17 protein-coding genes are annotated in these 15,914 nt (G+C 32.8%); 16 read left to right on the forward strand and 1 reads right to left on the reverse strand.

What is annotated here, in order from left to right; genetic code table 11:
- Position 1 precedes the first annotated feature (1 nt).
- Entirely contained in the window at positions 2-640 is a 639-nt protein-coding gene (locus LQ677_RS05090; protein ID WP_037588166.1) for a CBS domain-containing protein, read from the forward strand.
- A gap of 261 nt (positions 641-901) precedes the next feature.
- Positions 902-1,888, forward strand: a complete 987-nt coding sequence (locus LQ677_RS05095) for a YpdA family putative bacillithiol disulfide reductase (RefSeq protein WP_025907077.1) — start codon at positions 902-904, stop codon at positions 1,886-1,888.
- Positions 1,889-1,934: 46 nt separating this feature from the next.
- Here the strand turns inward: LQ677_RS05095 and LQ677_RS05100 are convergent, their stop codons facing one another.
- Positions 1,935-2,903, reverse strand: coding sequence for an asparaginase (locus LQ677_RS05100; RefSeq protein ID WP_239748138.1), 969 nt, complete (start codon positions 2,901-2,903; stop codon positions 1,935-1,937).
- Between the two features lie 74 nt (positions 2,904-2,977).
- Between LQ677_RS05100 and cmk the strand changes: the two genes are divergently transcribed.
- From cmk to LQ677_RS05170, 14 genes are all read left to right on the forward strand, one after another.
- On the forward strand, positions 2,978-3,631 hold the full coding sequence (cmk, locus tag LQ677_RS05105) for a (d)CMP kinase (protein ID WP_058611250.1): 654 nt from the start codon (positions 2,978-2,980) through the stop codon (positions 3,629-3,631).
- A gap of 78 nt (positions 3,632-3,709) precedes the next feature.
- On the forward strand, positions 3,710-4,867 hold the full coding sequence (gene rpsA, locus LQ677_RS05110; protein ID WP_037588164.1) for a 30S ribosomal protein S1: 1,158 nt from the start codon (positions 3,710-3,712) through the stop codon (positions 4,865-4,867).
- A 127-nt stretch (positions 4,868-4,994) separates the two neighbouring features.
- A complete protein-coding gene (gene der, locus LQ677_RS05115; protein WP_025907085.1) occupies positions 4,995-6,305 on the forward strand; it encodes a ribosome biogenesis GTPase Der in 1,311 nt (436 codons plus the stop codon).
- Between the two features lie 19 nt (positions 6,306-6,324).
- On the forward strand, positions 6,325-7,329 hold the full coding sequence (locus LQ677_RS05120; protein ID WP_126477478.1) for an NAD(P)H-dependent glycerol-3-phosphate dehydrogenase: 1,005 nt from the start codon (positions 6,325-6,327) through the stop codon (positions 7,327-7,329).
- Between the two features lie 17 nt (positions 7,330-7,346).
- Positions 7,347-7,553 carry a DUF2768 domain-containing protein gene (locus LQ677_RS05125; protein ID WP_025907089.1) on the forward strand — a complete coding sequence of 69 codons (207 nt, stop codon included), beginning with the start codon at positions 7,347-7,349 and terminating at the stop codon, positions 7,551-7,553.
- Complete coding sequence (locus LQ677_RS05130; protein WP_037588161.1) at positions 7,546-8,271, forward strand: hypothetical protein; 726 nt, start codon at positions 7,546-7,548, stop codon at positions 8,269-8,271. The genes LQ677_RS05125 and LQ677_RS05130 overlap by 8 nt, the downstream gene beginning before the upstream one ends.
- Positions 8,272-8,398: 127 nt before the next feature.
- On the forward strand, positions 8,399-8,671 hold the full coding sequence (locus tag LQ677_RS05135) for an HU family DNA-binding protein (protein WP_016912122.1): 273 nt from the start codon (positions 8,399-8,401) through the stop codon (positions 8,669-8,671).
- A 131-nt stretch (positions 8,672-8,802) separates the two neighbouring features.
- Positions 8,803-9,273, forward strand: coding sequence for a hypothetical protein (locus tag LQ677_RS05140; RefSeq protein WP_025907097.1), 471 nt, complete (start codon positions 8,803-8,805; stop codon positions 9,271-9,273).
- A 40-nt stretch (positions 9,274-9,313) separates the two neighbouring features.
- Entirely contained in the window at positions 9,314-10,018 is a 705-nt protein-coding gene (locus tag LQ677_RS05145) for a demethylmenaquinone methyltransferase (protein ID WP_239748139.1), read from the forward strand.
- A 12-nt stretch (positions 10,019-10,030) separates the two neighbouring features.
- Positions 10,031-10,993 (forward strand): polyprenyl synthetase family protein, encoded by a 963-nt coding sequence (locus tag LQ677_RS05150; RefSeq protein ID WP_206167023.1) that lies wholly within the window; start codon positions 10,031-10,033, stop codon positions 10,991-10,993.
- A gap of 75 nt (positions 10,994-11,068) precedes the next feature.
- On the forward strand, positions 11,069-11,521 hold the full coding sequence (gene ndk / locus LQ677_RS05155) for a nucleoside-diphosphate kinase (RefSeq protein WP_037588159.1): 453 nt from the start codon (positions 11,069-11,071) through the stop codon (positions 11,519-11,521).
- An 889-nt stretch (positions 11,522-12,410) separates the two neighbouring features.
- Positions 12,411-13,577 carry a chorismate synthase gene (gene aroC / locus LQ677_RS05160; RefSeq protein WP_191835590.1) on the forward strand — a complete coding sequence of 389 codons (1,167 nt, stop codon included), beginning with the start codon at positions 12,411-12,413 and terminating at the stop codon, positions 13,575-13,577.
- Positions 13,578-13,585: 8 nt separating this feature from the next.
- On the forward strand, positions 13,586-14,659 hold the full coding sequence (aroB, locus tag LQ677_RS05165; protein WP_126477616.1) for a 3-dehydroquinate synthase: 1,074 nt from the start codon (positions 13,586-13,588) through the stop codon (positions 14,657-14,659).
- 15 nt (positions 14,660-14,674) lie between these two features.
- On the forward strand, positions 14,675-15,913 hold the full coding sequence (locus LQ677_RS05170; RefSeq protein WP_037588157.1) for a tetratricopeptide repeat protein: 1,239 nt from the start codon (positions 14,675-14,677) through the stop codon (positions 15,911-15,913).
- Position 15,914: the final 1 nt, after the last annotated feature.

Genomic DNA, 15,914 nt, shown 5'->3' on the forward strand with positions numbered 1-15,914 from the left:
TATGTATTTAACGAATATTATGATACCAAAGGAAAAATGTTATATCGCGAATCCGAAAGATACAATTCACTCAGCACTTGATAAATTAGAACATCATGGTATTGATGGGTTACCAGTAGTTGCTGATGGAAAGTATATTGGCATGATCACGAGATATAGTATTTTTAGACATTACTTCTTCAAAAAAGAAAATGTCTCAAGGGATGAATTTATTGAAAGTACTAAAATTGAAGAAATCTTAACGTTAGATTTACACTCATTAAATGCAAACCAAGTAGTAGAAGAATCACTACTTAACTTGCAAGACTTTCCAATATTAGCAGTTGTAAATGACGAAAAAGATTTTCTTGGTATCGTAACAAGATATGATGTAATGGAACAATTTAAATCAGCATTCGGCATGAAACAAAAAGGAATCCGTATTGCGATTACTTCTGTGGAAGCTGAAGGCAGAATTAAACGTTTATCAAGTATCATTGCTAAATTCAAACTTAATACAATATCATTTGTAACATTTGATGAAACAGATAAAATGTATCGCAGAATGATCATCAAAGTTGAGAAAACAAACAACTTAGAAAAATTCATTAAGTATTTAGGCAAAAATGGATTCAAAGTACTTGATGTATCAGAAGAATAAATAAAGCAAGAACCTGAACACGTAATGTGTTCAGGTTCTTTTCATTTTAATAGTGTTGAATATGGTGAAGTGGCAGCTGTTATGAACACTTCTCACCAAAACTGCTAATAACGACCTCCTTATTTGCACTTCTAACCAAACTTGCTAATAACGCCTAGCCACGCTACAATCCCAATCTTTTCATATATTCAGTTTCATTTTATTTTACTAATCTCGCATTATTGATATAATGATTGAGGATATTATAAGGAGTGAAAGTACATGCAAGAATATGAAAGCTTAATAATCGGTGGTGGCCCTTGTGGATTGAGTGCAGCAATCGAACAGAAGAGAAAAGGTATTAATGCTGTCGTGATTGAAAAAGGTAATGTCGTAGATGCTATTTATCATTATCCTACTCATCAAACATTCTTTTCTTCTAGTGATAAACTTGGTATTGGTGATGTACCATTTATCGTTGAAGACTTAAAGCCTAAAAGAAATCAAGCACTCGTTTATTATAGAGAAGTCGTGAAACATCACCAACTTGATGTAAGAACTTTTGAAGAAGTATTAGCTGTTAAAAAGGTTGATAATAGATTTTTAGTATCAACAACTAAACAAACGTATAAAGTGAGATTCTTAACAATTGCTACTGGTTACTACGGTCAACCAAACGAATTAGAAGTGCAAGGTCAAGAATTAAGTAAAGTGATGCATTATTTCAAAGAAGCACATCCATACTTTAATCAAGATGTTGTGATTATTGGCGGGAAAAATTCAGCTGTCGATGCAGCAATTGAATTAGAAAAAGCAGGCGCAAATGTAACAGTATTATACCGTGGATCAGAATACTCTAAAAGTATTAAACCATGGATATTACCTAACTTTGAATCATTAGCAAAACACGAAAAAATCACGATGCATTTTAACAGTGAAGTAGAACGTATCGATGAAGACACACTTACATTTAATAAAGAAGGTAAGTCATATACAATTAAAAATGACTTCGTCTTTGCAATGATCGGGTATCACCCTGATTACAAATTCCTAGAATCTTGTGGTGTAGAAACAATTACAAATGAGTTTGGAACTGCACCTTCATATAACAGAGATACAATGGAATCAAATGTTGAGAATTTATATATTGCTGGTGTTATAGCTGCTGGTAACGATGCTAACACGATATTTATCGAAAATGGTAAATTCCACGGTGGCACAATTGCACAAGATATTGAAAGAAAAAAGCAAACACCTTTAGAATCATAAAAACAACCATGTTATTGGACAATTAGCCAGTAACATGGTTATTTTTTTATGCGAAATATTCAACTAAATCTTCTTTAGATAAATGATTACTTAAACCAACAAGTAGTTTAAGACGTGCTTTTTGCCCATTTAAACCGTTTGATAAAATAATGCCCATTTGTTGAAGTTGGTATCCGCCACCTTCATATGCGTAAATACCGCCTACAATTCCATTGAATGAACGTGAAACCATTACAACTGGAATATCAACATCGAGCAAGTTCTGAATTCCTTGTAATGCAGTTGGTGGCATGTTGCCTTGACCAAGGGCTTCTATAATTAGACCATCATATTGTTTTTCTACAAAGAAATCTAATAAATCGCTTGAAAGATCCATGTGAGCTTTTACAATACCTATTTTGATATTTGGATTGATGTTTGGATATTTTTTATATGGAAAAGGTTGATGATGGAATATGACATGCGTCTTTGTAACACTGCCAATTGGTCCGTAGTTTGGACTTTGGAAAGTACTCGTGTTTGACGTATGTGTTTTTGTTACATTTTTAGCTGTATGAATTTCATCATTAAATACAACCATAACCCCTTTATTTTGCGCATCATCTGTAGATGCTACTTTTAAAGCTGAAACATAATTGTATAAGCCATCCGAACCTATTTCATTTGAAGATCTCATGGCACCTGTTAAAATAATAGGTAACTTCGTATCTATTGTTAAATCTAATAAATACGCCGTTTCTTCTAAAGTATCTGTTCCATGAGTAATCACAAACGCATCATATTCATCTTTATCAATTGATTCTGTAATAATATCTTTCAATTGATTAATATATTGATTATTCATATGCGGGGAAGGTACTTGGAATGGATTTATTTCTGTAATATCACCTAGAGATTGTATAAATGCTTGATGTCTATGCATCGGATGTTCAGCATTTGTTTCTACTTTACCTGTATCTTTATCTTCAGACATACTAATTGTTCCACCAGTATGTATAACTAATATTCTCTTCATTTCTTTCCTCCTATTCATATGATTATAATTTATGATAAAATATATAAGATTAAAGAACAAGAGAGGTTATACAAATGAAAAAAATAAATATAGCAATAGATGGTCCAGCAGCAGCTGGTAAAAGTACAATCGCTAAACTCGTAGCGCAACATTTTAATATGATATATGTGGATACAGGCGCTATGTATAGAGCGATTACACTTTATTATATTGAGCAAGAATCAGAAGACTTTGACCATCTTGTTAAAGAAATTGATTTGAAAATCGTATTAGATAACGGGCAACGTGTTATTTTAAACGGTAAAGATGTTTCAGAAAGAATCAGAGAAAATGATGTAACCGAAAAAGTTTCATATGTGGCCTCTAAAGAACCTGTAAGAACATTTTTAGTAGAAGAACAACAAAGATTAGCAGATGAGAAAAATGTCGTAATGGATGGTAGAGATGTCGGTACAACAGTGTTACCGGATGCAGAATTAAAAGTTTACATGATAGCATCTGTTGAAGAACGTGCTATTAGAAGATTTAAAGATAATGAATTACGTGGCATCGAATCTGATATCGAATCATTAAAGATTGATATAGAACGTCGTGACCAATATGATATGAATCGTGAAATCTCACCTTTAGTGAAAGCAGAAGATGCTATTAGTATCGATACGACTGGATTGTCAATTGAAGAAGTGACAAATAAGATAGTCGAACTTGCAAAAAGTAAAATGGTCTAAATAGTTCGAATTTCTTGACAATTTAGCCGCTTTATAAGAAGTTATTATTATGATATTTATTTAAAGGAGGCAATTTTGATGACGGAAGAATTCAACGAATCCATGATAAATGAAGTGCAAGAAGGTGACAAAGTTAAGGGTACTGTACAACAAGTAGAAGATAAACACGTAGTTGTGCATATAGTGGGTGGTAAATTTGATGGCATCATTCCAATTAGCCAACTGTCAACTCAACACATCGAAACAGCTAACGAAGTCGTCAATATTGGTGATGAAATCGAAGCATTCGTAACTAAAATCGAACAAAATGATGAAAGCGGACATTATATATTATCGAAACGTAAATTAGATGAAAATCTTTCATACGAAAAGTTACAAAAGATTTTAGAAGATGACGCAACAATCGAAGCTGAAGTAACTGAAGTTGTGAAAGGCGGTTTAGTTGTTGATGCTGGTATTAGAGGCTTTATTCCAGCTTCATTAATCTCTGTAAATTATATTGATGATTTCTCTGACTATTTAGGTAAAGTATTAACACTTAAAGTTGAAGAATTAGATCAAACAAATAACAGAGTCATTTTAAGTCACAAGAAAGTTGAACAAGAAGCATTAAGTTCTAAAAAAGAAGACTTACTCAATAATATTTCACAAGGCGATGTATTAGAAGGTACTGTCGCTAGAATTGCGAACTTTGGTGCATTCATTGACTTAGGTGGCGTAGATGGACTTGTACATGTATCTGAGTTATCTCATGATCATGTTAAATCACCTGACGAAGTTGTAAAAGTTGGCGATACGGTTAAAGTTAAAGTGCGTGCTGTTGATAGAGAAGCAGAAAGAATCTCTTTATCTATTAAAGACACGTTACCAAGCCCATTTGAACAAATCGATTCACAATTTACTGTAGGTGATATCGTACCAGGTAAAGTTGTGCGTTTAGCTCAATTCGGAGCATTTGTAGAAATCGCACCTGGCTTACAAGGTTTAGTTCATATTTCTCAAATTAGTCACGAGCACATTGGTAATCCTGATGAAGTATTAGAAAAAGGACAAGATGTACAAGTGAAAATTCTTGCTGTCGATAAAGATGAAGAAAGAATTTCTTTATCTATTAAAGATACAATCGAACAAGAAACTGATTTTGATGAATCATATTTAAACCAACAAGATACAGATGATGACAATCCTACTTTAGGAGATGTCTTCGGAGATAAATTAAAAGATTTTAAATTATAATATGTGTGTTTATAAGAGACTGGAACATAATGAAATGTTTCAGTCTTTTTTAGTTTTTTAATTCGATAGGCTAAATAGTCATCATATGTTAAAATAGAAAGGATTATGAAAGAGAGGAAGTAGGTTTATGACGAAACCCATTATAGCAATTGTAGGTAAACCAAATGTAGGGAAATCTACAATTTTTAATAGAATTATAGGCGAGAGGGTATCTATCGTTGAAGATACACCTGGTATAACAAGAGATAGAATATATTCAAGTGGAGAATGGTTAACACATGACTTCAACTTAATAGATACAGGCGGAATAGATTTAGGTGATGAACCTTTCCAACAACAAATAAGAGCACAAGCTGAAGTTGCGATTGACGAAGCGGATGTTATTATTTTTATGGTTAATGGTCGTGAAGGTGTAACACAAGCTGATGAAATGGTCGCTAAAATATTATACAAATCAAATAAACCTGTCGTATTAGCAGTTAATAAAATTGATAATCCAGAAATGCGTAGTGAAATTTATGACTTTTATTCATTAGGATTTGGTGAGCCATTCCCAATCTCAGGTTCACACGGTCTAGGTTTAGGTGACTTATTAGATGAAGCGGCTAAACATTTCCCTGAAGATGACGAACCAGATTATGATGATGAAACAATTAGACTATCATTAATCGGTCGACCAAACGTTGGTAAATCTAGTTTAATCAACGCCATTCTTGGAGAAGAACGTGTTATCGTTTCACCAATTGCTGGTACAACAAGAGATGCGATTGATACAATATACACATATGATGATCAAGAATATGTATTAATTGATACTGCCGGTATGAGAAAGAAAGGTAAAGTATACGAAAGTACTGAAAAATATTCAGTATTACGTGCTTTAAAAGCCATCGAACGTTCTAATGTCGTACTTGTTGTGATTGATGCTGAAGAAGGCATTATTGAACAAGACAAAAAAGTTGCTGGATATGCGCATGAAGCCGGCAAAGCAATTGTCATTGTTGTTAATAAGTGGGATACAGTTGAAAAAGATTCGAAAACAATGAAAAAGTTTGAAGAAAAAGTTAGAGACAACTTCCAATTCTTAGACTATGCACCAATTGCTTTCGTATCAGCATTAGAAAAATCACGCTTAAAAACATTATTCCCATTAATTACAATGGCAGATGAAAACCACCGTAAACGTGTACAAAGTTCTACACTTAATGAAGTTATTACAGATGCAGTAGCGATGAATCCAACGCCTACTGATAATGGTAGAAGGTTAAATATTTTTTATGCAACACAAGTAGCGATTCAACCACCAACATTTGTAATATTTGTTAACGATGTTGAATTAATGCATTTCTCATACAAACGTTTCTTAGAAAATCGTATAAGAGATGCGTTCGGGTATGAAGGTACACCAGTTCATTTAATCTCAAGAAAAAGAAACTAATATTAAAGGATTGATAACTATGACAAATATAACTGTGTTTGGTACAGGTAGTTGGGGAACTGCTTTAGCAAATGTATTAGCAGACAACCAACATAATGTATTAATGTGGGGTAAGACTGAAACAACAATTAACGAAATCAACAAAGAACATAAGAATACAAAGTATTTAAATGAAAATATTTTAAATAAAAATATTAAAGCAACAACTGATTTAAAGGATGCTGTCCATCATGCATCTATCTTTATTATTGCTGTTCCTACAAAAGCCATTCGCGAAGTATGTGAAAATATTAATGAAATCGCTTATGGTAAAAAAGTATTCATCCATGTGTCTAAAGGTATCGAACCTGGCACTTTTAAACGTATTTCTGAAATGATTGATGAATCAATCGACAGCAAAATAAATGGCGGTATTGCTGTATTATCAGGACCAAGTCATGCAGAAGAAGTTGCGATAAAACATCCAACTACAGTTTCAGTATCATCAGAAAACGAAGAAGTTGCTCGTTTAGCTCAAGATTTATTTATGACGGATTACTTCCGTGTATATACGAACAATGATCTTGTCGGTATTGAAATAGGTGGCGCGTTAAAAAATATCATTGCACTTGCTGCAGGCATTACTGACGGAATTGGATATGGTGACAACGCTAAAGCAGCACTTATGACGAGAGGTTTAGCTGAAATTACACGTTTAGGTGTTAAAATGGGCGCTGACCCTATGACATTCTTAGGACTTGGTGGTATCGGTGATTTAATCGTTACTTGTACATCTGTACATTCACGAAACTGGAAATGCGGAAATATGCTTGGTAAAGGGGCTACATTAGACGAAGCATTAGAAGAAATGAATATGGTCGTCGAAGGTGTAAGAACAACAGAAGCTGCTTACAACTTAGCAAAAGAATATGATGTTGAAATGCCAATAACATCAGGTTTGTATAAAGTGTTATTCGAAGATTATCCAGTTTCTGAAGGTGTTAAAGATCTTATGGAACGTGACAAAAAGTCAGAGAATATTTAAGCAAGAGGGGTATTTAAATGTTTGATATATCAAGAATGGATTTAATGTGGGTGTCATTTTATTCTATTGGTTTTATGATTTTGGCAATTATACTCGTATATTTATCAAGATTTAAATTAAAAAATAAAATCATCAGTAGTATAACAATGTTTTTAGCAGTCATTTCTCTTATTATTGCTGGTATATTTATGATTGTTGTATTAGGTGGATCGAGCCATGCATAATTACAAAAAAATATCGATCTTATTAATATTGAGTACTTTAATTTTGTCAGCATGCGCTTTTCCTAATAAAGAGAAAGCAGAAAACCAAGTGCCAGCGAAAGACCAATTAAGTATGGTTCAAACAGCAGTAGATGAATATAAAAAGGCAAGTGGTGGATTATTACCTATCAAAGATAGAGATGATAGTTATTCATTATACTTAAAACACCCAGTTGACTTTAATAAATTAAAGCCGAAGTTCTTATCACAATTACCAGGTAATTCATTTGAGAACGGCGGTATTTATCAATATGTAATCATGGATGTCGACAAAGACCCTAAAGTGCATTTAATCGATTTAAGAACGTCAGAAGTCTTAAAGGATATTCGAATTCGAATAGATGCATCTGGTAAACCATTACAATTAGGTAAAAAAGTTGCACCTAATGTATATGAACTTGAATACAAAAAGTATGGATTCAAAAAACAGCCAACTGTTCCAAGTCCATATAGTAATGAAAGATTACCTGTCTATATGAATGGCGGAAATGATTTTGTTATTGATTATAGATTAGATTTAGCAAAAGCAATTAAAAAAGAAAAATCACTTCCTAAACCAGGTGAAGATATTCGATATTTATTATACAAAGATTCGCCGATATTACCGGCATATTCGCCTGAATTTACAATAAATAGTAAAAATGAGCCTGTTTTTAAATCAAAAGTGAAAAAATATTAATAAAAATATAGAAATTATGCATTTATAGCTTGTAAATCGTTGCAGTGGCACTGGTTGTTGTGTTAAAGTCTTATCATAATGGTATTTATACATATCATTAGATAACCTTTTGGGAGGTGAAATTGAAATGAACAAAACAGAATTAATCAACTCAGTAAGTGAAAAAGCTAATTTAACTAAAAAAGAAGCTGGTCTTGCTGTAGATGCAGTGTTCGAATCAATTCAAAAATCTTTATCTGACGGTGAAAAAGTACAATTAATTGGTTTCGGTAACTTTGAAGTACGCGAAAGAGCTGCTCGTAAAGGACGTAACCCACAAACTGGTAAAGAAATTGATATCCCTGCAAGCAAAGTTCCAGCTTTTAAAGCAGGTAAAGCATTAAAAGATGCAGTTAAATAATTGATTGTATCAAAGCCCTTTTTAAGGGCTTTTTTTATTTGTCTTATTTCTTTATATGAAATGAATATATGCATTTTCAATTCATTTAACTTAGTGTTAAGATATATAGGTGATATTGTTGAGGTGATAAGATGGATAAAATTGAAAAAATTTATAAAAAAGATATTTCTAATTTGTTAAAAGGTGTAGAGAATAGTAATGTACCTGTAGTTAATCCAATCATAGCTGACGTATTAGATGAAATGAACATCGATACTAATGCTAAGTTAGCTACATTATCTATTGATGCCTCAATGCGCTTTTTAAATAGAATAGGTGAGCCAAATGTTTCTAATCAAGATATCTTAATAGGTGATCTTGTTAGTGCATATTTTTATAAATGTGCTACATTAAATAAAGACCTCGTATTTTTAGATATTATGACTCAAGCAATTAGTAAACAAAATGAATTAAAACAAACGTTGGCTCATGATAAAATAAATCAAGATACAGCTATTATAAAAGAAATAGAATCAATCTTTATTACAACAGTGATTGATTACTACAAAATTAATATGGATAAAGAAACTTTGAAAGATCAAATTTATGCATATTATTATTAATGAATAACTACATTTTTAAACTTAAAGGAATGAATAACTAGTGGATAATAAATCGAAATCAGAACACGTACATGAAGTTTTCCAAAATATATCAGGTAAATATGATACATTAAATAATATCATTAGCTTCGAGCAACATAAAAGATGGCGTAAATATACAATGAAACAAATGAATGTTAAACCAGGTTCTAAAGCTTTAGATGTTTGCTGTGGAACTGCAGATTGGACAATTCAATTAAGTCACGCTGTGGGACCATATGGTGAAGTAGTTGGTATCGACTTTAGTGAGAATATGCTAGAAGTCGGTAAGAAAAAGACAGATAACATGGCAAATATTCATTTAATTCATGGGGATGCTATGAACTTACCATTCGAAGATAATGAATTTGATTATGTAACAATCGGATTCGGCTTACGAAACGTACCCGATTATAAACATGTCTTAAACGAACTTAAAAGAGTTGTTAAACCAGGCGGTATGGTTGTATGTTTAGAAACAAGTCAACCAACAATGCCAGTATTCAAACAATTATATAGATTTTATTTCAAAAATATCATGCCACTATTCGGTAAGATTTTTGCGAAATCTTTAAAAGAATACAACTGGTTACAAGAATCTGCCGGAAACTTCCCTGGCAAAAAAGAATTAGCAGAAATGTTTGCTGATGTTGGTTACGAAAGAATTAAAGTGAAAAGCTTCACTGGCGGCGTTTCAGCAATGCATTTAGCTTACAAACCTAAATAACAAGGTGATTACATGTATGACAAAACTAAAATTCATATAAATAAAGAAGTAAAAGAAATAGAAAAACAATTGAATAGTTATATAAATAGTGACCAAAACACTATCAACGAAGCTTGCCAATATTTATTAACTTCTGGTGGTAAACGTATACGACCATTATTCACTTTAATTGCAAGTCAATTTGGCGAGCATTATTCAAGAGATGTAATCACTGTAGCAACTACATTAGAACTTATACATATGGCCAGTTTAGTTCATGATGATGTCATTGATAAGAGTGACAAAAGAAGAGGTAAGCCAACTATAGCAAAGAAGTGGGATGTGCAAACTGCAGTTATTACGGGTAACTATTTATTATCTCAATCTTTAAATGCAGTAAGCCAAATAGAACATCCTAAGCTTCATGAACAATTAGCAAATGGAATAATCGAAGTATGTCGTGGTGAACTATTCCAATTTGAAGATCAATTCGTATCAAATCAATCGATAACAAATTATCTACGCAGAATTAAACGTAAGACCGCATTACTTATTTCATTATCTACTGAATTAGGAGCGTACGCGGCACGTGCAGATGATGAAACTGTGAAGAAGTTAACTAAAATTGGATACTACATTGGTATGAGTTATCAAATAGTAGATGACATCTTAGATTTTACAAGTACTGAAAAGAAACTCGGTAAACCAGTTGGATCTGATTTAAGAAACGGACATTTAACTTTACCAGTCTTATTAAGAATGAAAAATTCTAAAGATTTTAAAGCAAGCATCAATGAACTACAACCAGATAGTCCTTCAGAAGTATTTGACAGATTAGTTCAAGAAATTATTAAATCACCAGAATTACAAAAATCTAAAGAAGTGAGTAACCATTATTTACAAAAAGCAGAAAATTTAATTGATACATTAAATAATGAATCAGGGAAAAAAATGCTATTGGAAATAATTGTGAAAATAAGAGATAGAAACCACTAGAAAGCGCTTGCAAGTATGCGTAGTCAATGATAAACTTATCTTGGATTTACATAAAACAAAGGTAGGGATTACGCAATGGAAAGAACTTTTTTAATGATTAAACCTGATGCAGTACAAAGAAACTTAATCGGTGAAGTCGTTTCACGATTAGAAAGAAAAGGCTTAAAATTAGTTGCAGCTAAATTATTCCAAGCTAGTGAAGAATTAGCTAAAGAACATTATGCTGAACACGTTGAGAAACCTTTCTTCAATGATTTAGTAAGCTTTATTACATCAGGACCAGTATTTGCAATGGTAGTAGAAGGTAAGAATGTAGTAGAAGTAACAAGAACACTTGTTGGTGAAACAAACCCTACTAAAGCAGCGCCAGGTACGATAAGAGGGGATTATGGTATCGATTTAGGCAGAAACATTATTCATGGATCAGATTCAAACGAATCAGCAGAACGTGAAATTGGTCTCTGGTTTAATCAATCAGAACTAAATGATTATAAATTAAACAATGAAAATTGGGTTTACGAAAAATAAATACAATAGAGAAGTAGTTCAACAATTTCTTGTTGAACTACTTCTTTGTTAAGAGGCGGAAGTGGTGTGACGCCGGGAGTGTTTACGGGTATTCTCGGGGCGTTGAGTGAAATTCGAGGGCGTTGTGAACACTTCTGACCAAACTTGTTCGTAACGAGTGTCTTATGAACACTTTCGCCCAAACTTGTTCGTAACGAGGGTCTTGTGAACACTTCTGGCTAAACTTGTTCATAACGAGGGTCTTATGAACACTTCTGGCCAAACTTGTTCATAACGAGGGCGTTAGTTACAAAACTTGGCCGAAGTGTTACTATAGACCTCCTTAATTACAAAACTCAGCCGAAGTGTTACTATGGATAGCCTTAATTACAAAAGTCAGCGAAATTGTTACTATGGACTGCTTTAATTACAAAAGTCAGCGAAATTGTTACTATGGATAGCCTTAGTTACAAAACTCGCCTGAAGTGTTACTATGGGCAGCCTTAGTTACAAAACTTGGCCGAAGTGTTACTATAGACCGTCTTAGTTACAAAACTACTGAGAATTGTAATTACTGGTCTCAGTATTTGCACTTCTTACCAAACTTGCTAATAACGAACTCAGTATTTGCACTTCTGCCCAAACTTGCTAATAACGACCTCCTTATTTGCACTTCTCACCAAAACTGCTAATAACGGAACCAAATATTACCACCTCGCATCCAACACGCGTATAAAAACACCAGTATTTCCACCTCACAACCGACATGCTCTGAACAACATATAATTCACACTTATTTAAAATCAAAAAATCTAAAACTTTGTTAAACTATTCGTCTGTTTTTGTTAATTTAACGCGCTAAATATGATATGATTAATTTTATATTTAATTAACAGTAGGGAGAGATAATATGCGTTACTTAACATCTGGTGAATCACATGGACCACAACTAACTGTCATTATAGAAGGTGTACCAGCAAACTTGAAAATTGACGTAAACGAGATTAATGAAGAAATGTTTAAACGTCAAGGTGGATATGGACGCGGTCGTCGTATGCAAATTGAAAAAGATTCTGTAGAAATCGTTTCAGGTGTGAGACATGGTTATACATTAGGTAGCCCTATTACACTCATCGTTAAGAATGATGATTTTAAACATTGGAGAAAAATTATGGGTGCTGACCCATTAACTGAAGAAGAATTAGAAAATATGAAAAGAGTTATCACTAAACCGAGACCTGGCCATGCCGATCTTGTTGGTGGTATGAAATATAATCATAGAGATTTAAGAAATGTACTTGAACGTTCTTCTGCACGTGAAACAGCTGCAAGAGTTGCTGTTGGTGCAGTTTCTAAAATTTTATTAAAATCTTTAGATATTGAAATTTATTCAAGAGTTATTGAAATCGGTGGCGTTAAAGACGATTATGAATACACACTTGAAGAAGTCAAACAAAATATTGACCATAATGATGTACGTTGTATTAATGATGACGTAGCTGAGAAAATGAGAAACCGTATTGATGAAGCTAAAAAAGATGGTGATTCAATCGGTGGTATCGTAGAAATAGTCGTTGAAAATATGCCTGCAGGAATTGGAAGTTATGTTCATTATGACCGTAAACTTGACGGACGTTTAGCTCAAGCAGTCGTAAGTATAAACGCATTTAAAGGTGTTAGTTTCGGTGAAGGCTTTAAAGCTGCTGAAAAACCAGGTAGTGAAATACAAGACGAAATTGCTTACGATAGCGAAATCGGCTACCATCGTTTATCAAATCACTTAGGTGGACTTGAAGGCGGTATGTCAAATGGTATGCCAATCGTCATCAATGGTGTTATGAAGCCAATACCAACATTATATAAACCATTAAACTCTGTAGATATTGATTCTAAAGATAGCTTTAAAGCGACAATTGAAAGATCAGATAGTTGTGCTGTTCCTGCTGCAAGTGTTGTTTGTGAAAATGTTATCGCATTTGAAATTGCAAAAGCTTTAACTGAAGAATACCAATCTAATCACATTGACCAATTACAAGAAGCTATTAAGAATCATCGTAATTGGAACTTAAACTTCTAGGTGATGAAATGATTTTTGAAACAACATATACTAACAACAACTATCCGATAATATTAAAGCAGAACGCACTAGCTGAACTTAATCAATATCTTAAAGCAGATGAACAAAATATTGTATTAATTGACCAAGATGTTTATAGATTTCATAAAGACTATATTAAGTCACATCTTAAAGACCAAGATATTAAATTTTTAACAGTTATGAGTGGTGAAGCTTGTAAGCAAATGTCATATTTTGAATCGCTCAGCGAAAAGCTATTATCAATGAATATCACAAGACAATCTCAACTCATCGCTATCGGTGGCGGCGCAACCGGAGACTTTGTTGGTTTTCTAGCTGCAACTTTGTTACGTGGCATTGATTTTATACAAGTTCCTACAACACTTTTGGCACACGATTCAGCAATCGGTGGAAAAGTGGGCATAAATGCATCGGTCGGTAAAAATTTAATCGGTGCATTTCATAGACCACGCGCTGTTATATATGATATAAATTTCCTAGAAACATTGCCACATATTGAAATACGTAGTGGTTATGGTGAAATATTTAAACATGCCATTTTAAATAGTGAAGCCGACACACTTCATTTAATGGATGTTTATCCTTCTATAAAAGAATTAGCGCAATTGAAAAATATAGAAGATTATTTAAAAATGGGCATCGAAACTAAATTAAAAATTGTGATTGAAGATGAATTTGAAGGTGGCGTACGTAAACATTTAAATTTAGGACACACTTTTGGACACGGACTTGAATACTTAACAAAAATTGCTCACGGTGAAGCTGTGATGATCGGTATTCTTTTCCAGAAAGTGATAAATAAAAATAGAAATATGTACGATAACACAGCAAGTGTGCATCTGTTTATTAATTATTTAAAAGAATTAGGTTACCCTTTAAATGTCTTAAATCATGCAGATATTGAACAAATTTTTGAATATATGAAAAAAGACAAAAAGAATATTGGACAAACGATTCAAATGGTTTTACAAAATGGTGAAGCTTCATTTACAATTGAATCCGTTTCTAAAGAAGAAGTATTAGATGCATTTAAAGAACTTAAATCTCTAATAAATGAATAGAAGGAGTCCTTTAACATGGAAGATGTATATAAAGTAATTGACGATATTCACATGAAGAATATTGAACATTTAGATGAGAAAGTAAACAGAGTTCTACAATCTGACGATCACGACGCTTTATTTATGTTAGGCGAAACATTATATAAATACGGCATTGTCGATCAAGGCGTTAAAATATTCGAAGAACTTTATTTACTTTATCCTGATGAAAATGAATTGCTTGTTTATTATATAGAAGGGCTAATTGACCAAAACGACTTAGATAAAGCGCATGAAGTATTGTATAACAGCCCACATTCTACAGAGAAATTAATGCTTGAGGCTGATTTATACCAACAACAAGGCTTATTCGAAGTAGGTATAGAGAAATTACTTGAAGCAAAAGAAATGGAACCAGATGATATTGTGATTACATTCGCTTTAGCTGAAATGTACTATTATGATGGTCAATATTTAAAAGCAATTTCTAACTATGAAACAATCACGCAAACTGGTGAAGATATTATTAATGGTATTTCGATTTATGCACGAATGGCAGACGCAAGTTTACAAAGTGGTGCATACGAAGAAGCAATCAAATATTATGAAAATGTATCAGAAATGGATATGACAGCTGAAGATTATTTCAAACAAGCAATTAGTTATCAAAAAAATGACTTAACAAGAGAAGCAATTAAGCAACTTGAAAAGTTATTACAAAAAGACCCAGACTTCATGCAAGCTTACCATTACTTATTGCAAATTTATGAATCAGAAAAAGATTATGAAAAAGCAATTGAAATTGGTAAAGAAGGGCTTCGCTTAAACGCATATTATAAAGAATTGATGACAGATACTGCTAGATTAATGTTAACAACTAACGATGAACATGGTGCAATTCTGTTACAAGACGCATTAACAGTTGATCCTTCTTATACTGAAGCTGCCATTATACTTGCTGATTATTATCGAGAAAAAGATAATATAACAGGTCTTATAAATTTATTAACATATGTTGATCATGAAGATATAGACCCAGTAGTAGCTTGGCACGTTGCATATGCATTCGGTGAAGAAGAAAGAGATAAAGAAGCTCAACACTTCTATGAATTAGCATATCCAGATTTAACACAAAATATTGATTTCTTAAATGACTATTACCATTACTTAATTGAAATCGGTCATGTCGATAACGCTAAAAATATATTAGAATCTGTTCGCAAACTTGATCCTGAAAATCCATATTGGGACCAAGAATACGAAAGATTATTATAAG

The organism is Mammaliicoccus sp. Q-M61, assembly GCF_022386055.1.
Lineage (GTDB): Bacteria > Bacillota > Bacilli > Staphylococcales > Staphylococcaceae > Mammaliicoccus > Mammaliicoccus sciuri_A.